The organism is Acetobacterium carbinolicum, from assembly GCF_047456275.1.
Classification (GTDB): Bacteria; Bacillota; Clostridia; order Eubacteriales; family Eubacteriaceae; genus Acetobacterium; species Acetobacterium carbinolicum.
Genome location: NZ_CP173357.1, coordinates 573,052 through 594,403, shown reverse-complemented (window position 1 = coordinate 594,403; position 21,352 = coordinate 573,052). Strand labels below are relative to the sequence as shown.

Below are 21,352 nucleotides of genomic sequence, written 5' to 3'. Positions count from 1 at the left end.
CGACCAATTGTTAATCTGTTGTTCGCCGCGGAATCGGACAGGCAATGCCGTGTCCGCTCCGATGCGTACAACATGATGTAACAATTGTCGGTACTACATCATTTTTGTCAACAGCTTTAGGCTGGATCAATTATGTCTATTTCTAGGCGCCTAAAAAAACAAAGTATTTGGTCTAACAGCAAAGCTTATTAATGCTTGCATTTTTTTACTTATAATTTTTTTAATGCCTGATAATGGTCAGCGATGGTTTTTTCAAGGTCCGCTTTGGTGTGGGCGGAGGAGAGGAAAATGCCTTCGAATTGGGCTGGCGGCATCAGGTTACCGGCATTAAGCATCGCTTTGAAATATTTGGTATAGGCTTTGGTATCCGAGGTCATCACGGCAGCGTAGCCATCGATGGGCACATCGGTAAAGAAGCAGCAAGTCATGCCTTTGAAACGGACCATCTGGGCTTTGACCCCGGTTTTTTTAATGTTGGCCTTAAAGCCGGCTTCTAACAGCTTGGCGTTTTCTTCCATTTCGGTATAAACTTCGGGATGATCCCGCAGATAAGTCAGGGTGTTGAGTCCCATTTTCATGGCAATCGGATTCCCGGACAGGGTTCCGGCCTGATAAACGCCGCCTAGAGGGGCCACGGTTGCCATGATATCCCGACGTCCGCCATAAGCGCCGACGGGCATTCCGCCGCCGATGATCTTCCCTAAGGTGGTCATATCCGGTTTAATCTCCAGGACTTCCTGGGCCCCACCGTAAGCCAAACGGAATCCGGTGATGACTTCATCAAAAATCAGCACCGTTTCTTCGGCTGTGGTAATTTCTCGCAGACCTTTCATAAAATCCAGATCGGGTGGTACAACGCCCATGTTCCCAGCCACCGGTTCGACGATGACAGCGGCAATTTCGCCAGGGTTTTCGGCAAAGAGCGCTTTGACACTGTTAATGTCGTTATAGGTTGCTACTAAGGTGTCCTTGGCCGTTCCCGGGGTCACCCCTGAGCTGGTCGGGACTCCAAAGGTCAGCGTGCCGGACCCGGATTTAACCAGCAGTCCATCAGCATGACCGTGGTAACAGCCTTCAAATTTAATGATCTTATCTCGTCCGGTATAGCCTCTGGCGACCCGCAGGGCACTCATCGTGGCTTCGGTTCCGGAACTGACCATCCGCACCATTTCCATAGACGGATAGGCTTCGGTGATCAACTTAGCCACTTCAACCTCGATGGCGGTTGGGGCCCCAAAACTGGTGCCTTTCTCCAGTGCTTCCTGAATCCCTTCAAAGTAAACCGGTGAGGCGTGACCTAAAATCAGTGGCCCCCAGGAACAGATATAGTCGGTGTACGCGTTACCGTCGACATCATAAATCTTGGCACCTTTGCCATGGTCAATAAAAACCGGTGGCATGTCCACCGATTTAAACGCCCGCACCGGACTATTGACGCCGCCGGGAATATATTTTTCTGCTTCAATAAATAATTGTTCTGATTTTTCTCGATTCATAATATCTCCAATAATAATTATTTCACTATCATGTAAAACTCAGGTGTTCGCTCCCTACCGTACCGACCAATTGTTAATCTGTTGTATGCGCGCAATTCGTACAGTTGCTAATTCACTAATCGTCGAGTAATCAGTCGCTGGCTCGCAACTGTTCGCCTTGAGGCATACAACATGATGTAACAATTGTCGGTACTGCGTTTGTCTTAAACAATAGATTCATGACTTATAAATGATTTGCTGTTATTGATAATCCTTCAGCATGGCCTGCAGTTCTTTGGCAAAATAAGTGATGATGATATCGGCTCCGGCCCGTTTGATACTAAGCAGGCTTTCAAAGATCGCCCGACGATCCATCAGATCGGCATCGACAGCATTTTTAATCATCGCATATTCGCCGCTGACCTGATAGGCGGCCATCGGTAAATAGGAAAGTTCCTTGCTCTGGACGATAACATCCAGATAAGGCATGGCTGGTTTAACCATCACAATATCGGCACCTTCAGCGATATCCAGAACCATTTCCTTTAAGGCTTCCCGGGAATTGGCCGGGTCCATCTGATAGCTGCGACGGTCGCCAAAGGCTGGTGCTGAGTTTGCGGCATCCCGGAAGGGGCCGTAAAAACTGGAAGCAAATTTAGCCGAGTAGGCCATAATCGGAATCGACTCATAACCGGCTAGATTCAGGGTTTCTCGCATATGGTCAATGCGACCATCCATCATATCCGAAGGAGCGACCATATCGGCTCCAGCGCGGACATGACTGAGCGCCGTTCTGCTTAAGGTCTCTAAGGTCTGGGCTCGTCGGATCTCACCGTTTTCTTCAAAGAAACAGCAATGGCCATCACTTTTATATTCACACAAACAGACATCGGTGATCACATACATTTTTGGATCAACCTTTTTGATCACCCGAATGGCTTCCTGAACCAAACCATCATCCACAAAGGCGGGAGTGGCTTCGTTATCCTTTTCATCGGGAACCCCAAACAAAATGACATAACGGATGCCCCGTTCTTTTAGCGCCAGGGTTTCGGCCTCCAGCATATCCAAAGACAGATGGTACTGATCTTTCATGGAGCCGATTTCTTTGCGTACGCCAGTTCCGTCGACGATAAACAGTGGATAAACCACATCATTCATGGACAGCTGGGTTTCTCTGATTAAATTCCTGACCGCTGTATTTTTTCGTAATCGTGTTGGCAACATCTTGCTGACCTCCTATTTACTTCTAGTTATTTGCATGTCCCGTACCGACCAATTGTTAATCTGTTGTCTGCTGCAAGCTCGGACAGGCTCTGCCGTGTCCGCCTTGATGCAGACAACATGATATAACAATTGTCGGTACTACCTCGGCTTTTTTACTCAAATCTTATTTCTGAGCATCCTTCAAAATCGCATCCAGCATTCCCTGGATGGTATATGTTTCGGCTTCGATGTCCACAGCGATGCCCAGTTCCAGGCATTTCTTTGAGGTTTGGGGGCCGATTGACACCGCTTTTGCCGAGTTGATCGCGTTGATGTGCGCGGCGCCGATTTTTTCGACAAAAAACTCGGCGGTAGTGGAACTGGTAAAGGTAATATAATCAATTTCTTTGTTCTTTAACATTTCCAGTGGATCAACAGTGGCGTGATCTTCGCGGATGGTTTCGTAGCTTTTCACCTCGTCGACCGGACAGATTTTAGCTAGTTCTTCAACCACATAGATCCGAGCATTTTGGGAACGGGGAATCAGCACCCGGCTGTCTTTATTAAGCAACGGCGCCAACCCGCTAACTAATTCTTCGCCGACATATTTATCCGGCACAAAATCGGCCTGGAGGCCCCGGGCTAAGAGGGCCTTTTTAGTTCCTTCACCAATGGCGGTGATATGCAGATTGGCAAAGGCGCGGGCGTCTTTGCCACAGCGGGCCAGGGAGTCAAAAAAGATTTCCACGCCGTTGATGCTGGTAAAAATAATGTGACTGTAGTCCTTAAGGCACTTTACCTTTTCATCACAGGCCGCTTCGTTGATGGGGACAATTTTGATGGTTGGAAATTCAATCGCATTACCACCCAACTCAGTGATTTTTTCAACCATCTGGGAACTTTGTTCCCGGGACCTTGTGACGATAATGTTTTTTCCAAACAATGGTTTTTGATCAAAGAACCGCAGTTTTTGCCTTTTATTGACGACTTCCCCGACCACAATCAGGCTGGGGGCGGTGATTTTTGCTGCCGTTGCAATGTCGTAGATGGTGGTCAGGTTTCCGGTTACGACCCGCTGATAGGGGGTCGATGCCCGATGAACCACAGCCACCGGCATTTCGGGATTCATGCCATTTTTAACCAGTTCGTCACAAATCTTTTCCAGATTCTTGACGCCCATCAAAAAGACGATGGTGCCTTTTAACTTACCGAGCACCGGCCAATCCAGATCCGATGAGCCGTCGTAGGCGTTGGATTTTAAATGTCCGGTGATGACATGAAACGAAGACACGCAGTCCCGGTGGGTAATCGGAATCCCGGCATAAGCCAGTCCACCGATAACCGAGGTAATCCCGGGAATCACTTCAAACGGGACGCCAGCATCATAGAGGTCTTCCCCTTCTTCGCCGCCACGGCCAAAGACATAAGGATCTCCGCCTTTTAAGCGCAATACCAGTTTGCCTTCTAAGCCTTTTTGGACAAGTAAGGCATTGATATCTTCCTGGCGCATGGCATGATTGCCAGCTCGTTTGCCGACATAAACAATTTCGGCATCTGCTCGGGCATCATTTAAAAAGCTTTCATTGACCAGGGCATCATAAACCACCACATCGGCTTTGGTTAAAATAGCCTTGGCTTTAACGGTTAAGAGACCAGGATCTCCGCATCCGCCACCAGCCAGATAAACCTTCCCAACTTTTTTATGCACTGCGGTATAACATGCTGCTGCTAATTGTTTTCCCAACTTTTCTGCCTCCTCGGGTGTGCCTTCAATCGACTTTGTGACCACATGGCTACCATCTTCCAAACCATAAAGTCCATAAAGCACAATGGTGTCTGCTTTTATTTCACAAAATGCACCAACCGGAATATGACAGCTACCGTTTAAGGCCTTTAAAAAACTGCGTTCGGCACTCATCTGAATGATCGTGTTGTGATCACTAATGGCAGCCATCAATTCTTTGACCGTCTCATTATCTTCCCGGACTTCGACTGCCAGAATTCCCTGAGCCGGTGCCGGAATAAAGGTGTTCTCCGGCAAGGCTACCGTCTGATAGGTGCTATCATTAAGCCGACCAATCCGCTTGAGACCAGCCGCGGCCAGAATAATACCATCTAACTGCTGTTCCTGCATTTTGCGAATCCGGGTATCGATATTTCCGCGAATGCCAACGATTTCTACATCCGGCCGCAGTTTTTGTAGTTGACTGATCCGGCGTTTGCTTCCGGTTGCTACGACCGCACCCTTTGGCAACTCATCCAGTGAAGAAATCTGATGGGGCGTCAGCAGGACATCCCGGGGATCTTCCCGAACGGTTGGAACCGTCAAAGCTAAGCCATCGGGCAGTTTTGAGGGCATATCCTTCATGCTGTGAATGGCCATATGGATGTCGCCGGATAGCAGCGCATCTTCTAACTCCTTGGTAAACAATCCCTTATCACCGATTTTATCAAGCGGTTTATCCTGAACCAGATCGCCTTTTGTTTTAATGATCACCATCTCGAAGTTTATTTGCGGATGGGCTTTGGCCAGGACATCAATCAGCCACTGGCTTTGGGTTCGGGCCAGAGTACTGCCTCTTGTTCCAACTTTTATATTCATTTCTCTTATCTCCAATTGTCAGTTATTTCCTAGTTTTGACCTGAGTTCTGCATTGGAACATCGGGACAATTCTTTAAGTTTTTCAGTTTTTTCATTCGGCGCACCATCACCCGCTAAAACAGCCTGTCGCAGTAATCGCAGTAAGGCTGTTTTTTCGGTATAGCTTTCATCGTAGCGGTCGGCCAGATCGTCGATAATGTGCTTCGTTAAAGAAGGACTGGCCCCTTCGGTACAGACCGACAGGGTTAAATCACCCCGGCGAATAACGCAAGGAAAAATAAAATCCGAATCCTTCGGATCATCGACCCGATTGCACCATATTTTTTGGGACGCACAGTCTCTTTTAATTTGTCCATTGAGCTCATGATTGTCAGTTGCCGCTACTACCAAATCGACACCAATGAGCTGCTCTTTGTGATAGCCGGAATCAATCCGGGTTAGCTGACCATTCTCAGTTTTAATGATCGACTCCAAAAAAACAGGACTCACCGCGATAACCTGCATGCCGTTTTCCAACAAGGTGACAATCCGTCTGGCAGCAACCTTGCCACCGCCGACAACCAGAACCTTTTTGCTTTCCAAGTTAAATAATAGCGGTGTCATCATTTTGTTGATCTTCCTGTGTTTTTTTGTCTTGAATTCCCGGGAACAGATAGGTCACGGTTTTTTCAATGCCAATAATTTGTTCTTCACACTCCAGTGACTTTAGTTGTTTAATCGGCGGCATCACCATTTCCCGAAATTTGGAGCGGATCACCTTAGCCAAATAAACCGCTTCTTTTTCACTTAAGGTTAATCGGCCGCAGAGGGTTTCAATGGTTTCCTCAGCCAGTTGCCGGGAGGTTTCGTTTAAATCACGAACCATATTATCGACCTTGGCGTGGGTCACCCAGGACAACAGACCATCGATTTCATCCTGAATTTCGGCCGCTATTTTTTTTGCAATCTTGACCCGATAAGCCATTTTTTCATCCATCATATTTTTAAAATCATCAATGGTCAGCAGTTTTACCTGAGGTAAGCTGCCAACGGCTTCTTCGACATCCCGGGGCAGTGCTAAATCGATCACGGTTAGCGGTTTACGCAGCGATTTCATTTCCGCGGCCTTCAAAACAACATGAGGCGATGCGGTGGCAGTAATAATCACATCCATGTCGGGAATGACTTGATAGCGGTCTTCATAATGGATCATCTGGACGTTTTCATGAATGGCCTCGCACTGATCCATATTATGAAAGGTACGGTTAGTCATGTAGGGGTTACAAAAGCCTTCGGCCTTCATATAGCGCAGTGCCAGCACACCCATTTTCCCGGACCCGATGATGAGTATTTTTTTATCGCCATAATCCTCGGGATACGCCCGTTTGATATGCTTTACCGCGGTTGAGCTTAAGGATAAGGGGGTTTCGGATATTTTATAATCGGTTTTCACTTTTTTAGTAAAGGTTATCGCTTCCCGAAACATTTTCGTCAGGTATTTACCACAGCCCTTGATGGCCTGGGATTTTTCCAACGCATCCTTGACCTGACCCAAAATCTGATCTTCGCCCAAAATCATCGAGTCCAAACCGGTAACCACCTCATAGAGATGGACCATCGCTTCCCGCTCTTTTTTAACAAAAAGATAGGGTGCCAGTTCCGCTGATTTTTCATGAAGATAAAAATCGGTTAAAATTTCCCCAGCCGCATCCTGGTCTCGGGTCGAGACGTAGATCTCACTGCGGTTACAAGTTGAAAGAATTATCACCTCGGCTATATCCGCTTCATTCAAAAGGGTCTGGATGGCCTCATTCAAGGTGCGATGAAGAAAAGCCCCTTTTTCCCGAATTTCCAAAGGTGTATCCTTATGATTAATTCCCGCTACTACCAGTTTCATCCACTTGAACCTCCTTTTTCTGATTTCTGATTGCTTCTTCCAGGGCAGCAATGCTGCGAAACCCTTTAATCCCCAGACACTGTTCCAGCCGGGTCATGGTTGCCTGTTCCAAACTGGCGGTTTCCAGGGCTTCAGTATTTTTAAAAACCGCAGTGGTTTCACCTTCTACCAGCACGCCGCCATGATGGAGCACATAGGTGTAATCACAAAATTCATAAATAAAATCCATATCATGGCTGGATAAAATAATCTTGATGCCCTTAGCCAGTGCCCCTTTGATGATCGCTTTGACCCCAGCCTTGCTTTTAGGATCGAGCCCTAAGGTGGGTTCATCCATCAGGATGATCTCCGGTTCGACGGCTAAAACCCCGGCCATCGCCACCCGTTTTTTTTGCCCATAACTGAGATAATGCACTGGCCGATCGGCCAAAAGTGTGATGCCGGTGGCTTCCATCGCCGCCTTCACCCGCTCATCGATGACCGCACTAGCCATGCCCATATTCCTCAGAGCAAAGGCCACATCATCATATATGCCGGAATAAAAGACCTGCTTATCCGATTCCTGAATCACCAGCCCAATCGATTTGCGAAATTCATAGAGATTTTTTTTCTTATAGGATAAGGGTTCTTCTTTAAAAAAAACGGTTCCTTCCGTTGGTTTGATCAACCCAATCAGCGCCGACATCAAGGTCGATTTTCCAGCTCCGTTTTCACCGATCAGGGCGATGCAATTCCCTTTACTTCCGTCAATAGAGACACTTTTTAAGGCCTTAGTGCCGTCCGGATATTGATATGTCAAATTATTAGTTTTAATCATTTTTCAGACCTTTCCGATAGCTTACATGAAAATCTCCCTGATATTGCTTTAATTCCAGGGTTTGTGTCATCTCCTCGTAGCTCTGAATGGCCATGAGAAACAAATTGCTTAACATCATTGCAATGGATTGGATGGCAACTTTAAAATTGCGATAGCCAAACCGCAATTCCTGGGCAGTTGCCATGACTTTAAGTTTATCCCAGTAATCAAAGATGAAGCGGTAGGTTAAAACAAATATTTCTAAAAAAGTATTGCTGATATGGGCTTTTTTCATGACTCCGGCGATCTGCATCACCGGGGTTGTGTAAATTAAAAAAAGCATACAGGAAACTCCTGCCATCGCTCGACAGAAAACCAGGCTGGCCAGCACCAGATTGGTGGCAGTGATACCGATGGTAAACTGAAAAAAGTTAAATGCAAATAAATAATCACCACTACCACGACTTCCGCTGGCGATGGTAAACAATAACGCCAGGGCTCCGGGGATAATAAAGAGGGAGTCAAAAATCAGGGTATGCAGATAAATCCGCACCGGAATTTTTGCCCACAATAGGGTACACCCCACCATAACACCAAAAACCCCTGCCATATACAGGGGTTCATTGATGAAGAAAACCGAAAGGAGCATGACTAACGAAACCACTACCTTCACAGTAGGATTGGCATTGTTTAGTTTATTGGTATGGGCAAAACGATCAATCATGGTTGTCTCCTTCTAAGATGCAGTTAATATTTATATAAGTCGCCGGACTTCAGGTTGGTGACAAACTCCCGTACCGACCAATTGTTAATCTGATGTATACTGCAAGCTCGGACAGGCTCCCGCCGTGTCCGCCTTGATGCACAGGGTCTGACCCCTAGGTCACAACATGATGTAACAAGTGTCGGTACTGCTTTATCTTACTATTTACACTGATTTATCGGCTTTTTCATTTTTTTTCGACTTTTTATAAAGGTAGAAAAAGCAGATTCCCAGACCGCCGACACCTAAAATCTGTTGGAAGAGGAATAGCTTTTCTTCCATCTCGCCGGGATCAAACAAGCTTTCAAACCAGGGCACATAATTTTCATCGATTGCGGTGATGGCTGTTCCAGCAGCATCATCTGCGCCTGAAAACTCAGCGTCCGGCAAAGCAATCTGAGGGATAATAATCAGTGCGCCAATTAATAAAATCAGAACAACCTTAGTTATCGGTGAGAGTTTCATTTGAAATAATCCCCTTTTCTTTATATTGGTAAATGGCGTTAACCACCAGTACGGTTAAAATGCCTTCGATAATTGCCAGTGGTATCTGGGTAATCGCAAAAATACTTAAGAACTTAACAACGGAAGCTACAATCCCCCCGACCGGGTCCGGAAAGGCTAGTCCCAACTGGATGGAGGTGGTTACATAGGTTGCCAGATCGGCAATAAAGGCGGCTAAAAAAACGGTTAAGGCTTTGGGAACATTGATTTTTGACAGCCCTTTGTAAATCCCGTAAGCCACAAAAGATCCGACAATTGCCATCGAAAAGGCGTTGGCACCCAAAGTTGTCAGCCCGCCATGAGCCAGCAGCAGCGCCTGAAACAAAAGCGCAATGGTACCAACTACTACAGTGGCAAAGGGTCCCAAGAGGATCGCGCCCAAGCCGATCCCTGTCATATGAGAAGAACTCCCCGTTACCGAAGGCAGTTTAAACGCTGATAAGGCAAAGGTAAAAGCCGTTGCTATGGCTAAAAGAACTTTTTGCTCAGGTTTGTCTTTGAATATCTTCCCAACCTGATAGAGTCCGAAGGCGATAAACGGCAGGGCTAGCACCCACCAGAAAACAGCCCAACCAATGGGTAAAAAGCCTTCCATAATATGCATAGCGTTTACAGGCTGGGCAGCCAAAACAACCATTAAAAACGCGATTCCCACAACGGTCATGGTTTTTTTCATTTTCTCCATGCTAACCTCCATTTTATGATAATTTACCGAAAAAAAACCTTTTCCCCACAATAACTATGGGAAAAAAGGTTTTATCATTACACATATCCATCAATTCTATGATTCACACCAAGAACCAACTTTTGTTAATGTTACTAACTTCCCTTTTCCCTGGAAGGACGCTTTAGTACATCATATTAGTAGGTTTCCTGACTTATAGCTTTTATTCTCCTCGCCTTCCCAGACAAAACGTGCCCAGTGGCCAATTTAAGGAGACATAACTAATTACAGTGACCGGATCGTTCTGGATTCTAACCAGATTCCCTCAATGAAATTTTTCATCCTAAATGATTTTTTACATTTTTATTTAATTGTGGTTATATTATAACATGGATACGATAAATGTACAGTTTTTTTTAAGTGAATTAAGGCTAAAAGCAGTTTTACATGTAGCTTTGATGCCTCTCTCTATTTTTTTACAAACCTTCAATAAGGCCCATTAACTGCCCCTATTACGATAGGCAACACTGATCTTTTAATTAAATGAACTGGGAGGGATTCTTATTAACCAATCGTTGTAACTATTAATGAATCATCTTATAATAGGATCTGGCCGTGAGTAGATAAACCCCAGTATACACTAAAGCATAAACAACAACCCCCACAAGCGTGCATAAAAGAATTAGGGGTATATTGGTCAGCCGGAAGGCGGCTAACATTTTAGTAATAACCGGAAAGGCAAAAGCCACGTGGATGATGGCTCCGGCCAGGGGCAGAAAAAATACCATTAAGATCTGCTTGCCAATAGTTTTTTTAACCTCGGTTTTATCCATCCCCACCTTCTGCATAATGACAAACCGTTCGCTGTCTTCATAACCTTCAGAAATCTGTTTAAAATAGATAATTAACACCGTGGCCATCATAAAGAGGGAGCCCAGAAATACACCCAGGAATAAAAAACCACCAAATATTCCATAAAGTTCTGCCAGTGATTCATAAATATTTCTTATCTCAATATCCGGATTGAGCTGACTAACCGAAGCCCTCACCTGTTTTGAAAAATGGTTAATATTATCTTCACTGCCACTGAGATTAAACATCATGGCGTGATGAATCGCTGGTGACTCACTGTCAGCATTGTCTTTATTGGCATTCATGGCCGTGTAAATAGTCGACATCATCTGTTCGTCATTGACAATGATATAATAGCTATTTCCGGTAATCAATTTCTTTTTGAAGTCCATCGGCACTGATTCGAGCTGTTCAACCACCAAAAACAGATTTTCGCCAAAAACCACGGTTTGTTCCTGGTAATTCTCACCGGCTGAAAAAATCATTACTTCATTTTCTGCCAGGGTTTTGTTTTGATTCGTCATCCGGTTGTAATCTTCTAGCGGTACCGTGGTAATCTTACTGATCGTATTATAATACGTTAGATCCAAGTTCTCATCCGTTACCATATCCGGCAGAAAATGGCTGCCCTCCTTAAAGGCCGTAAAAGTACTCATATCAAAAGACAGTTCATTTGTTGTTTCTACCTTGGCACTGGTCTTTTCGGCTACAACAATTTTTTCAATCTCCGAAAAATCGGTGGTTTCAGCCGCACCAATAAAGCTCACATCCATGGGATAGTAATCCCGCCGCATACTTTCCTGACCGATGTATAAGGATACCGTCGTGGAGATCGTGACCAATACCATGGTGCTGAGAATACAAATATTAGCCAGACCGACAGCATTTTGTTTCATTCGATAAATCATCCCGGAAACTGAAATAAAATTTCGGGACTGGTAATAGAACTTTTTATTCTTCTTCAAGCATTTTAGCAGTGTGACGCTCCCCGCTGTAAACAAAGCATAGGTTCCGATGATGACAAAAATAACGGCCACAAAGAAAAGCAGTATCGCTTCAATGGGATCTTGCACTGATAAAGCAATCGCATAGCCAATTCCCAGCGAAATCACGCCGATGAGCGTCATCAACCATGAAGATTTTGGTTCTTTTTCACCATGCTCCCCACCTCTTAATAAATCAATGGGGTTGGTAAGCTTTACCTGCAAAAAATTAGTTAATAGGGTCAAGCCAAAAATAGCCAGAAATACAACCGTCGTATATAACAAACCCATTTGATCAATCTTAAAAGTAAGTGGACTTTTAATATGAGCAAGGTTAAGAAGGATTAGAAACATCAGTTTCCCAATCAGGACCCCACCAAGGAGCCCTAAACTCAAACTGATTACCGTCACAAATAGCGTTTCATAGAATAACACTCTGGCAATATGCTTCTTTTCCATTCCCAGAATACTGTATAATCCCAGTTCTTTTTTTCGTCGTTTAATCAAAAAACTGTTGGTATAGAAGAGAAAGATCACCGCAAAAATGCCAATAACAATAATCCCGAGGAATAATAATATTTTCAAGCTTTCCGAACCTTGCATTGCGTCTAATCCCTTATTGCTTTGGATTGAAACGATGGTATAAAAAGCCATAATCGATCCGATACAAGTCAGTATATAAGGGATGTAGGTGTTCCCGTTTTTCTTTAAATTGACCAGCGCCAACTTGGGATAAAAAAACTTATTCAAGGTTCTCACCTCCGGTTGCCAGTATCGACAAGGTAAAGGATATTTTCTGATACATGTCGTCGTTACTCATCGAACCCCGATAGATCTGATTGTATATTTCGCCATCTTTGATAAATAACACCCGGTTGGCATGACTGGCTGCTGCCACTGAGTGAGTAACCATCAGGATCGTCTGACCCAGGTCATTGATGGTTGAAAAGATCTTTAGCAGATTCATCGCCGCCTTGGAATCCAAGGCACCGGTGGGTTCATCAGCGAGCACCAGTTTGGGCTCGGTAATCAGTGCCCGGGCCACTGCGGCCCGCTGTTTTTGCCCTCCGGAAACCTCGTAGGGGAATTTTTGTAGCAGTTCCTCGATTTCTAATCGCTGCGAAAGGGGCTTAATCCGGCTGTTCATTTCTTCAAATTTTTTCTGAGCCAATACCAGCGGCAAAAAGATATTATCCTGAATCGAAAAGGTATCTAAAAGATTAAAGTCCTGAAAGACAAAACCCAGATTATCCCGACGAAAGGCCGAAATGTCACTGTCTTTGATAGTGACAATATTTTTACCGTCCAGAAACACCTCCCCACTGGTGGGTTTATCAAGCGATGCCAGAATATTGAGCAGGGTTGTTTTTCCTGAACCGGATTCTCCCATGATGGCCACGTATTCGCCCTGTTCCACCGAGAAACTAACATTAGACAGCGCCTGTACCTGATTCCCGCCAAACCGGGTGGTATAGATCTTTTTTAAATTCTTTACTTCGAGTAATCGCATTATTTTTCTCCCTCTATGATTTGAAATTTTCTTATCGACAACTAAAGTATAAAGGAAACGCAGCTGCCCTGCCATCGCTTCGACTTACATTTCGACTTCTAATCTTACACTTTTGTAAGGTTGTCTTATAAGGCTTCAAACCGCTTAGTGGCCAGATCAATGCTGACTCGGGTGCCCTTTCCCACCTGGGAGGTTACAGTAATTACGTGGGAGAGCTTATTTAATACTTGCTGACTCAAGTAAAGACCGATGCCGGTAGATTTTTTATCCATTCTGCCGTTGTAACCGGTAAAGCCCCGATCAAAAATCCGTTTAATATCTTCTTCTCTGATTCCAACACCGGTGTCAGAAATAATTAGGGTTTTTTCTGAATGTTCATCCAAATAAATGGATATCTTCCCCTGATTGGTGTATTTCAGAGCGTTTGAAATAATCTGTTCCAGAACAAAGATCAGCCATTTTTCGTCGGTTAGAACACGGCAATTCATTTCTTCCAACTCCAACGATATTTTTTTATTGATAAAAATAATGCTATATTTTTTCACCGCCTGTCTGATGAGGTCTGCCAAATCATACTCAACCAACAGCAAATCTGATGACATACTTTCAAGCCTTAAATACTGGAGCACCATCTCGACGTATTGTTCAATTTTAAAAAGTTCCTGGGCATAGGTGCTGGTGCGTTCCCTATCACCTTCCTCCGTCTGAAGTAACAGTCCCATTGCTGAGATAGGGGTTTTAATCTGATGGGCCCATAAGGTGTAGTAGTCAATCATATCCGTTTGCCGGTTATCGAACTGGGAGATCAGCTCAGCCCGATTCTCCGCCAATACCCGGGTCAGGGTTTGATAGTCTACTTCCAGCAAATCCCGAGGCTTTGGTAATTCCCCCACCCCAGCGGTGGCCCTACTGATCCCCTCTGTCAGGCGCTGATGCTTTTGATAAAACTGCACAAAATCCAGACCGGCAAAAACAACGGCCAGAGCCATAACCAGTTCAGTACTATAAACAATCGGCTCCAGCGGCAAATAATACAGGGCATATACCATGGCAAAGACAAGTATGAATAAGACAAAGGCGACCATTACCCTAATCCGACTTTTCAAGTAAGCACCCAATACAAATAATATTTTCATTTTACACCTCGATTAATCCCCAATTAAATAGCCGACGCCTTTTTTAGTGGCAATAAAATCGGCCAGCCCGACTGTTTCCAATTTCTTGCGCAGCCTGGCAATATTTACCGTCAAGGTGTTATCGTCCACAAAGCAGTCGCTGTCCCAAAGCCGTTTCATAATCACATCCCGAGAGACCACCTTGCCCTTATTTTCCAGTAAAATTTGAAGGGTTTTAAACTCATTTTTACTTAGTTCCACTTTTTGATCCACATAGATAATGCTGGCATCATTAAGATTTAGAATCGCGCCCTTATGTTCCAGTAGGCTTACTTGGCCCTGAAAGGAGTAGGTCCGCCTAAGCAGAGCTTGAATCTTTGCCACCACCACCGCCAGATCAAAGGGCTTGGCAATAAAGTCATCGCCGCCCATGTTCATTGCCATAACAATATTCATGTTATCACTGGTCGACGAAATAAAAATAATCGGCACCTTAGAAAGCTTGCGGATTTCGCTGCACCAATGGTAGCCGTTAAAAAATGGCAGGGAGATATCCAAAAGGACAAGCTGCGGATCATAGGCCACAAACTCATCCATAATATGATGGAAATCCGCAACGATTTGGGTTTCAAGTTCCCATTTATCCAAATGATTTTTTAGTGCTTTTGCTATAATCTGATCGTCTTCTACAATTAGTATTTTATACATACCGAACCATCCTATCCTTTTCTGACCGTGGGCAAAGTAAAACACTGATGCTTTGTTGCCGCTTTGTTGCCGCTTAACTCCCATTATAAATCAAAGTAGCCCAATTTCAAAATCGATCTGAAATTCGACTGTCAGATTTGTTCTTATCGATAACGTTAAAACTCCCCATTGCATGACGGGGAGTTTTTTTGTATCGCTAAAATTTATTCCACACTCCAGGCTTCCACATTGGGGATGGAGTATTGCTGACCATCATCAGTGGTGTCGGTATAAAGGTATTCAACAGTTCCCCATACGGTTACCATTTGGCCTTCAACAAAGGGGGATTCTCCAGAGTTTAAGCGATAATAGACCTGTACCATTTGATTAGGATCATCGTTTAAATCCATGATAAAATCACAGAAGTAGTGTTGATTTTCAAAGTTTTCATAAACCTGATAAACCCGTCCCGTCATCTTGACCTTATTTCCGGTTTCATTTTTAGCCGTTTCAACTACATCGGCATAAGATAACTCTGTGGTCTGAGCTTTAAACGGATCCAATCGGGCCTTTCTCTGGACAGTCGTCTCGTCGTAATAGCCCATGTCAAAATTACCCTCGTAAATTATATCGCCATAATAATTGTAAAGCGTGCCCTGTCCATCATAACGATTATCGGTGTAATTGCCATCATATAAGAGCTTCTTATCAAGATACTCTTGTCCCGGCCCATTTAAAAGATCATTCTGATAATTACCTTCCTGTGTGAACCCATCTTCCCAAACGGTTTCTCCCATTCCCTGAAAATGGCCTTGTTCCCATGTACCGTCATAAGTCCAGGCAACTTCAGCATCATTGGAAACCGTAAACACGCCAGTTCCCTGAGGCAAACCTTTTACCAATTGGCCGTTATAGGTGCCGGTTTTTTCGCCAAATGATAAGGCTAAGGTAATTTCCTGGTTTTTTACCGACTCCGATTTATTGCCAAAAATGCTCGGAATCAGCGAGCAGCCTGACAGCAATAGCGCTAAGCCAAGGGCTGTCAGTATCAATGTTATCTTTTTCATCATACATTCCTTTCAAAACTAAATGTTTGCAAACCATTTGCTTGGTATTTACCCATTCTTTCACCAGTCATTTGTTTTTGCCAAAAATTTTTATTAAAGATCGTCAACCTCAACCATCTGTTTTAGTTGGGTCAGAAAGGCGGCCATCCACTGATTATCCTGACGGATGTATTCCGGATGGGCTAAGACCTCTTTTGGCAACTGGACATAATCATCCGGAACCATTTCATCGCCGCAATTTGCAATCAGATCATTAATAATCGGCAGGGTGTTTTCCAGGTGAAACTGAAAGCCAAAAACTCTTTTGTTATAAATGAAGGCCTGATTTTTGCAGGCGGTGCTTGCGGCAATGACCGTGGCCGCCTCAGGCAGCTCGACAAAGGTATCACCATGCCAGTGAAAAACCACCGGGTTGTCCGGAAAAAATGCAAACAGCGGTGACGCTTTGGCTTCTTTAGAAAACGTGATCGGGAGCCAGCCGATTTCTTTTTGCTTGTTCTGAACAACCTTCCCGCCAATGCTATCAGCAATTAACTGACTGCCGAGACACATACCAAGGACCACCTTGTTAGCTTTTATGGCGGCTTTGATCAATTTTTTTTCGGCCTTCAGCCAGGGGTATTGATCTTCTTCATAAATGTTCATGGGACCTCCCATCACCACCAGCCAGTCAAATTCATTTACCTCCGGCAGTGCTTCATCGTTATACAATTGCGTCGAGGTAATAATACTTTGATTGGTTTTTGCCCACACTAGAATACTGCCGGGATTTTCAAAGGGTACGTGCTGTAAATAGTGAATTCTCATCTGTGACCTTCCTATCTGATTATTGATTATTATCCTTATTTTTATGCAAGTATACCATTTTAAACGCATTTTTTAAATTTTTTTATTTAAAGGCAAATAAAAAAAGCACAACCAGAACTGGATGCACTTTTTTTATTGGTACTCAGATTTTTGGCCAGAAAAATCTAAGCAGAAATGAGGAATAATATTCTATCAAAAATGTAAATTAATGAAAGCAAGGTAAATTCGGGGATGTCACACACCATCCCCGAGGAAGGGAATTAAATACTGACTTGGAGATGTCCTTCTATTCGAAGAGATTCTACTTTTGGCTAGGAGAAATTAACCAGCTCCCAAGAATCACACACTTCCTGGGTTCGCTTGCAATCGTTGTCGACAACAAGACGAAAAAAAATCCTTCTCCAGTGGAGAAGGATAAAAGAATCATACTTACAAATTTAAATATAATGCTCTTACAGCCCTCTAAATCGGAGGTTGTTAAGAAATCACTACAAACAGGTCTTCTGGCTCAACAATCAACTTTCCATCTCCCTTCCCGTTAAGTTCTTAACAGTGGTTATGAGACGGTCATCATGTTTTACAGCTGCGATTACAGCAAAGGATTTACACCTTTTTCCCTTGAATATAGGACAAGTTCACTATTTAATTAAGTTTATTTTACACCAGGTTGCACTTCTTGTCAATAGCATTTTGAACCTTTGAGTCGTTAATTTAATTCAGCGTCCCCAGTGATAATAAAAATCGGGTTGGCGGCCTTTAGCATCGTTAAACCACCAATGCCTTCGCCCCGGCTGATGCCCACTTGAACCAGTTCTACATTTTCAAAATACTGGTTCATCAGGGTGGTGGCCTGGGCGGCGTTCTCCAGGGTGACAAAATTGGCAATGACCCGACCACCGGCCCGGAGATTGGCCTTACACCACTGAAACAGGCCTTCCATATTACCGCCGGAACCACCGATGATGACCCGATCCACTGGCTCTTTAATTTCAGCCAGCGCTTCTGGCGCCTTACCGGGGATAATGACCACATGGTTGGCATTAAAATGTTCTTTATTCTTTTTTACCAGTTCCAGCGCCGTTTCTTTGGCTTCCACAGCATAGACCTTACCATGGTCGGCGGCATAAGCTGCTTCCATAGTGAGACCCCCGGTGCCGGCGCCGATATCTACGACCACATCGCCGGGGTTTATCCCCAGCAACGAAATGGTGAGGATGCGGATTTCGCGTTTAGTCATCGGTGCCTTACCCCGAATATAGGCCTCGTCCTTGTATCCTGCTATCTTACTCATTGATGACCACCACGACTGCCAGCCCTTCCTCCTGATAGCTCAGGGCTTCTGTTACGGTTAAGCGGGTTATTTTCTCATTAGGATAGGATAACTCTTCACCAACATAAAGCAAGCTGTTTTCACAACCGACTGATTTAAGAATCCCGGCAATAAACGCAGTATTATTATTTTTGTCAGTAAGAATGCCCAGCTTTTTATTTTTTGCCAGAGCTGCCGCCAAATCCTGATCCCGGCCATGAAGGCTCATCAGCTTAGCATCTTCCCAACACATTGCCAGTTTGGCAAAAAAATACTGCAACGAACTAATCCCGGGGATGCAGACAATGTCCTTTTCCGGTACTACTTTTTTGGCATAGGTCAGCAGACTATAAAAGCCGCAGTCACCGGAAACAACCAGCGCGGTTTTCTTAGTCTTGTATACCTGGGCAACCTTTTCCATCAGCTCACTTAGGGGGGTTCCCTTGCCGATAAAAAGCATTTCTTTACCACTGGCATCAAAACTTTCAGCATGGCGGGTGCCACAGAGAATCACTTCTGCCGCTTCAATTTCTTTTAATGCGATCGGCAGTATATAATCCGGATGTCCCGGTCCCAGTCCAATAATTTTTAATGGGTACATAATCGTTTCCTCAACTCTTCTGCGTCTTTGCTTTGTCCTAAAAAGCCATGGATCTTGGAAAACAACACCACTTCCATTTCAATGGTGCCATAAACCCGATCGGTGACCTTTTTCTTTATGACCTCGGCCAGATGATCAAAATAGTCCGGCAAATTTTTGCTCAGAATTAAATCGGTTGCTTCATCGGTGGTTTTAGAGGTCATGATTTTTTCCATCGTTTTCTGGGTTGCGCCGAGCAAACCGGCGTGGGCGGTTAGAATTTCCATCCGTCCGTCGGCAACACTGCTATGGGTATTAAAAATCCCCCCAGCCAGCTTCACCAGTTTTCCCAGATGGCCAATCAGCAGAATCTTATCAAAACCCATCCGTTCAGCCTCATCCAGCATAAAACCGATATAATTACTGGTTTTTACCAGTACCTCCTCAGAAAGTCCCAGTTCCTCGGAAAAGTCTTTCCCATAATTGCCGGGGACAAAGATGATTTCTTTAAAGCCTTTGGCATGGAGCACTGAGAGTTCCAGTTTCAGGGACGCCTTAAGGGCATCTTCACTCATCGGCTCAACAATCCCGGAAGTGCCGATAATCGACAGTCCGCCTTTAATCCCCAGCTTGGGATTAAAGGTTCGTTTGGCCAGCTCCACGCCCTGGGGAATGGACAGCTCGACCCGCCAACCTTTGGGTAAATCCGTGATCTGACGTGCGGCTTCAGAAGCTAAAACCGTTTTAATCTCCCGGGTAATCATCTCCCTTGGGGTCGGATTAATGGCCGGTTCACCCGGAGGAATACTGAGTCCCACTGAGGTGACCGTACCGACACCAATGCCGGCTGCAAACTCAATTCCGGCCTGGTCTGATGGGGTGATTTTCGAAAAAACCTTGACGCCATTGGTCACATCCGGATCGTCCCCAGAGTCTTTGATCACTGAGCAGGAGGCTTCGTTTTCTGAAAAAGTCTGATCGTGCAGCACCAGATCCAGGGTCCAGCCCTTGGGTGTACTGATTTCAATGGTTTCCCATTTCTGTTGATTTAAAAACATTAACAGTGCCGCTTTGGTGGCGGCGGTGGCGCAAGAGCCGGTGGTATAGCCGTAGCGCAGGGTCTTGCCATTTTTTTCAATGGTTTTATTTAACATGGCTTACCTCCCTTACTGAAGGGGATAATTCTTTTTGATTAATAAGGTCGATAAATACGGGATCTTACCTTTTAAGACATCAATATCCCGGACCACTTGCTGGGTGTCCATACCGATGTTGGATACCAGCACAAAGCTTTTTTCCAGCCCGCGGGCTTCCAGTTCCTCAGCCATCCAGGCATTATTGGCGGAAATTTTCATCACCACAATATTCTGGTGGGCATCCAAAATCGCCCGGATTTCTTCTACTGGCTGAGTCATCGCCACAATCCCCAAGGATTCTTCTCCCTGGGTCAGGGGAATATTGAGTTGCGCCCCGAGATTGCAAAATGACGGCACCCCTGACAGGGTGATCACTTCAATACTACGTTTTAGTAGATATTCCATCACATAAGAATAGGTGCTAAAGACCATCGGATCACCCAGAGTAATAAAGGCGACGTCCTTGCCCTGATTAAGCAGCACTTCAATTTCATCGGCATTTTCTTTCCATTGTTTTTGCAAGGCTTCCCGTTCCTGAGACAGGGAAATCATCGGAAAATTCATTTCCAGAACTTTTGACAAATCGGAGATATGACTTTTGACAATTTCAAAGGCAACACTGGTGCTGCCCATTTTTTTTACCGGGGTAATCACCATATCACAGGCATCTAAAACCTTAGCCGCTTTAACGGTGAGCAGATCGGGATCGCCGGGGCCAACTCCGATGCCATAAAAAATTCCTTTTTTTGTAGCGCTCATCATCTTTACCATTCTCTTCCCAGTTGATAAAGCATGGCATTAAGAATCGCCGCCACGACCGGACTGCCGCCTTTTCGTCCGTTGATCCGAATGATGGGACTGTCAATCTGATCCAAAGCTTCCTTGGATTCCGCCGCGCCGACAAAACCGATTGGCGCACCGATAATCAGGGCTGGTTTGGCATTGCCAAGCTTGACCTGTTCAATCAGGGTATATAAGGCGGTTGGCGCATTACCGATGGCAAAGATGCCCACACTGTCGTCCTTCAACGCTCTTTCCATGCTGACCGTGGAGCGGGTGACGCCGCGCTTTTTGGCTTCTGCGGCGACATCGGCATCGTGGACAAAATTGACAATTTCAATGCCGTGGTCAGCCAGTGCTTTTTTATTAACTCCGACCTGAATCATCCGGGTGTCGGCATAAATTTTCTTGCCCTGTTTTAGTGCTTCGATGCCACTTTCATAACCGTTGTTTAAAATTTCCAGTAAATCCGCATATTCAAAATCAGCGGTGGTATGGATGATCCGTTTAACCATCGGGGCAATGGCTTCCGGGAAAACCTTATCGCCCATTTCAGCGGTAATAATCTCAAAACTACGCTCTTCAATTTCTCGGGGGTTGTTAATGTATTCCATTTTTTCTCACTTTCTTAAGTCGATTT

General features: G+C 44.8%; 20 protein-coding genes and 2 riboswitches. All 20 genes read right to left on the bottom strand.

Annotation, left to right across the window (positions count from 1 at the left end; all coding sequences use genetic code 11):
- Positions 1–209: 209 nt before the first annotated feature.
- Complete coding sequence (hemL, locus tag ACIZ62_RS02680; protein ID WP_414151178.1) at positions 210–1,496, bottom strand: glutamate-1-semialdehyde 2,1-aminomutase; 1,287 nt, start codon at positions 1,494–1,496, stop codon at positions 210–212.
- 240 nt (positions 1,497–1,736) lie between these two features.
- On the bottom strand, positions 1,737–2,702 hold the full coding sequence (gene hemB / locus ACIZ62_RS02675) for a porphobilinogen synthase (protein WP_414151177.1): 966 nt from the start codon (positions 2,700–2,702) through the stop codon (positions 1,737–1,739).
- A 163-nt stretch (positions 2,703–2,865) separates the two neighbouring features.
- Positions 2,866–5,283, bottom strand: a complete 2,418-nt coding sequence (gene hemC / locus ACIZ62_RS02670) for a hydroxymethylbilane synthase (protein WP_111888070.1) — start codon at positions 5,281–5,283, stop codon at positions 2,866–2,868.
- 18 nt (positions 5,284–5,301) lie between these two features.
- The gene (locus ACIZ62_RS02665) at positions 5,302–5,889 is read right to left on the bottom strand and encodes a bifunctional precorrin-2 dehydrogenase/sirohydrochlorin ferrochelatase (protein WP_111888071.1); all 588 of its coding nucleotides are present in this window, start codon (positions 5,887–5,889) and stop codon (positions 5,302–5,304) included.
- A complete protein-coding gene (hemA, locus tag ACIZ62_RS02660) occupies positions 5,867–7,159 on the bottom strand; it encodes a glutamyl-tRNA reductase (protein WP_111888072.1) in 1,293 nt (430 codons plus the stop codon). The genes ACIZ62_RS02665 and hemA overlap by 23 nt, the downstream gene beginning before the upstream one ends.
- Complete coding sequence (locus ACIZ62_RS02655) at positions 7,134–7,976, bottom strand: energy-coupling factor ABC transporter ATP-binding protein (protein ID WP_111888073.1); 843 nt, start codon at positions 7,974–7,976, stop codon at positions 7,134–7,136. The genes hemA and ACIZ62_RS02655 overlap by 26 nt, the downstream gene beginning before the upstream one ends.
- Positions 7,969–8,679, bottom strand: a complete 711-nt coding sequence (gene cbiQ, locus ACIZ62_RS02650) for a cobalt ECF transporter T component CbiQ (protein WP_111888074.1) — start codon at positions 8,677–8,679, stop codon at positions 7,969–7,971. Before cbiQ ends, ACIZ62_RS02655 begins: the two co-directional genes overlap by 8 nt.
- 204 nt (positions 8,680–8,883) lie before the next feature.
- A complete protein-coding gene (locus ACIZ62_RS02645; RefSeq protein WP_322519476.1) occupies positions 8,884–9,183 on the bottom strand; it encodes an energy-coupling factor ABC transporter substrate-binding protein in 300 nt (99 codons plus the stop codon).
- Positions 9,161–9,898 carry an energy-coupling factor ABC transporter permease gene (locus ACIZ62_RS02640; RefSeq protein WP_111889732.1) on the bottom strand — a complete coding sequence of 246 codons (738 nt, stop codon included), beginning with the start codon at positions 9,896–9,898 and terminating at the stop codon, positions 9,161–9,163. Before ACIZ62_RS02640 ends, ACIZ62_RS02645 begins: the two co-directional genes overlap by 23 nt.
- Positions 9,899–10,067: 169 nt before the next feature.
- Positions 10,068–10,249, bottom strand: a riboswitch (cobalamin riboswitch).
- 221 nt (positions 10,250–10,470) lie between these two features.
- On the bottom strand, positions 10,471–12,480 hold the full coding sequence (locus ACIZ62_RS02635; protein ID WP_414151176.1) for an FtsX-like permease family protein: 2,010 nt from the start codon (positions 12,478–12,480) through the stop codon (positions 10,471–10,473).
- Complete coding sequence (locus ACIZ62_RS02630) at positions 12,464–13,231, bottom strand: ABC transporter ATP-binding protein (RefSeq protein ID WP_111888077.1); 768 nt, start codon at positions 13,229–13,231, stop codon at positions 12,464–12,466. Before ACIZ62_RS02630 ends, ACIZ62_RS02635 begins: the two co-directional genes overlap by 17 nt.
- A gap of 125 nt (positions 13,232–13,356) precedes the next feature.
- On the bottom strand, positions 13,357–14,367 hold the full coding sequence (locus ACIZ62_RS02625) for a sensor histidine kinase (protein ID WP_322519475.1): 1,011 nt from the start codon (positions 14,365–14,367) through the stop codon (positions 13,357–13,359).
- 12 nt (positions 14,368–14,379) lie between these two features.
- Positions 14,380–15,054 (bottom strand): response regulator transcription factor, encoded by a 675-nt coding sequence (locus ACIZ62_RS02620; protein ID WP_414151175.1) that lies wholly within the window; start codon positions 15,052–15,054, stop codon positions 14,380–14,382.
- 203 nt (positions 15,055–15,257) lie between these two features.
- Entirely contained in the window at positions 15,258–16,100 is an 843-nt protein-coding gene (locus tag ACIZ62_RS02615; RefSeq protein ID WP_162624491.1) for a hypothetical protein, read from the bottom strand.
- Positions 16,101–16,193: 93 nt separating this feature from the next.
- Positions 16,194–16,907, bottom strand: a complete 714-nt coding sequence (locus tag ACIZ62_RS02610; protein WP_322519474.1) for a type 1 glutamine amidotransferase — start codon at positions 16,905–16,907, stop codon at positions 16,194–16,196.
- A gap of 475 nt (positions 16,908–17,382) precedes the next feature.
- Positions 17,383–17,568, bottom strand: a riboswitch (cobalamin riboswitch).
- Positions 17,569–17,613: 45 nt separating this feature from the next.
- Entirely contained in the window at positions 17,614–18,198 is a 585-nt protein-coding gene (gene cbiT / locus ACIZ62_RS02605; RefSeq protein WP_414151174.1) for a precorrin-6Y C5,15-methyltransferase (decarboxylating) subunit CbiT, read from the bottom strand.
- Positions 18,191–18,817 (bottom strand): precorrin-6y C5,15-methyltransferase (decarboxylating) subunit CbiE, encoded by a 627-nt coding sequence (gene cbiE / locus ACIZ62_RS02600; protein WP_111888083.1) that lies wholly within the window; start codon positions 18,815–18,817, stop codon positions 18,191–18,193. The genes cbiT and cbiE overlap by 8 nt, the downstream gene beginning before the upstream one ends.
- Positions 18,805–19,950 carry a cobalt-precorrin-5B (C(1))-methyltransferase CbiD gene (gene cbiD / locus ACIZ62_RS02595; protein WP_111888084.1) on the bottom strand — a complete coding sequence of 382 codons (1,146 nt, stop codon included), beginning with the start codon at positions 19,948–19,950 and terminating at the stop codon, positions 18,805–18,807. The genes cbiE and cbiD overlap by 13 nt, the downstream gene beginning before the upstream one ends.
- Before the next feature lie 12 nt (positions 19,951–19,962).
- Positions 19,963–20,703: a precorrin-2 C(20)-methyltransferase gene (gene cobI, locus ACIZ62_RS02590; protein WP_414151173.1), complete on the bottom strand. Its 741-nt coding sequence runs from the start codon at positions 20,701–20,703 to the stop codon at positions 19,963–19,965.
- Positions 20,697–21,326, bottom strand: a complete 630-nt coding sequence (locus ACIZ62_RS02585; protein ID WP_111888086.1) for a precorrin-8X methylmutase — start codon at positions 21,324–21,326, stop codon at positions 20,697–20,699. The genes cobI and ACIZ62_RS02585 overlap by 7 nt, the downstream gene beginning before the upstream one ends.
- Between the last annotated feature and the right edge of the window lie 26 nt (positions 21,327–21,352).

Excerpts from the sequence above, each read along its gene's own strand:
- hemL (WP_414151178.1), bottom strand. The coding sequence starts at position 1,496 with ATGAATCGAGAAAAATCAGAACAATTATTTATTGAAGCAGAAAAATAT.
- hemB (WP_414151177.1), bottom strand. The coding sequence starts at position 2,702 with ATGTTGCCAACACGATTACGAAAAAATACAGCGGTCAGGAATTTAATC.
- hemC (WP_111888070.1), bottom strand. The coding sequence starts at position 5,283 with ATGAATATAAAAGTTGGAACAAGAGGCAGTACTCTGGCCCGAACCCAA.
- ACIZ62_RS02665 (WP_111888071.1), bottom strand. The coding sequence starts at position 5,889 with ATGATGACACCGCTATTATTTAACTTGGAAAGCAAAAAGGTTCTGGTT.
- hemA (WP_111888072.1), bottom strand. The coding sequence starts at position 7,159 with ATGAAACTGGTAGTAGCGGGAATTAATCATAAGGATACACCTTTGGAA.
- ACIZ62_RS02655 (WP_111888073.1), bottom strand. The coding sequence starts at position 7,976 with ATGATTAAAACTAATAATTTGACATATCAATATCCGGACGGCACTAAG.
- cbiQ (WP_111888074.1), bottom strand. The coding sequence starts at position 8,679 with ATGATTGATCGTTTTGCCCATACCAATAAACTAAACAATGCCAATCCT.
- ACIZ62_RS02645 (WP_322519476.1), bottom strand. The coding sequence starts at position 9,183 with ATGAAACTCTCACCGATAACTAAGGTTGTTCTGATTTTATTAATTGGC.
- ACIZ62_RS02640 (WP_111889732.1), bottom strand. The coding sequence starts at position 9,898 with ATGAAAAAAACCATGACCGTTGTGGGAATCGCGTTTTTAATGGTTGTT.
- ACIZ62_RS02630 (WP_111888077.1), bottom strand. The coding sequence starts at position 13,231 with ATGCGATTACTCGAAGTAAAGAATTTAAAAAAGATCTATACCACCCGG.
- ACIZ62_RS02625 (WP_322519475.1), bottom strand. The coding sequence starts at position 14,367 with ATGAAAATATTATTTGTATTGGGTGCTTACTTGAAAAGTCGGATTAGG.
- ACIZ62_RS02620 (WP_414151175.1), bottom strand. The coding sequence starts at position 15,054 with ATGTATAAAATACTAATTGTAGAAGACGATCAGATTATAGCAAAAGCA.
- ACIZ62_RS02615 (WP_162624491.1), bottom strand. The coding sequence starts at position 16,100 with ATGAAAAAGATAACATTGATACTGACAGCCCTTGGCTTAGCGCTATTG.
- ACIZ62_RS02610 (WP_322519474.1), bottom strand. The coding sequence starts at position 16,907 with ATGAGAATTCACTATTTACAGCACGTACCCTTTGAAAATCCCGGCAGT.
- cbiT (WP_414151174.1), bottom strand. The coding sequence starts at position 18,198 with ATGAGTAAGATAGCAGGATACAAGGACGAGGCCTATATTCGGGGTAAG.
- cbiE (WP_111888083.1), bottom strand. The coding sequence starts at position 18,817 with ATGTACCCATTAAAAATTATTGGACTGGGACCGGGACATCCGGATTAT.
- cbiD (WP_111888084.1), bottom strand. The coding sequence starts at position 19,950 with ATGTTAAATAAAACCATTGAAAAAAATGGCAAGACCCTGCGCTACGGC.
- cobI (WP_414151173.1), bottom strand. The coding sequence starts at position 20,703 with ATGGTAAAGATGATGAGCGCTACAAAAAAAGGAATTTTTTATGGCATC.
- ACIZ62_RS02585 (WP_111888086.1), bottom strand. The coding sequence starts at position 21,326 with ATGGAATACATTAACAACCCCCGAGAAATTGAAGAGCGTAGTTTTGAG.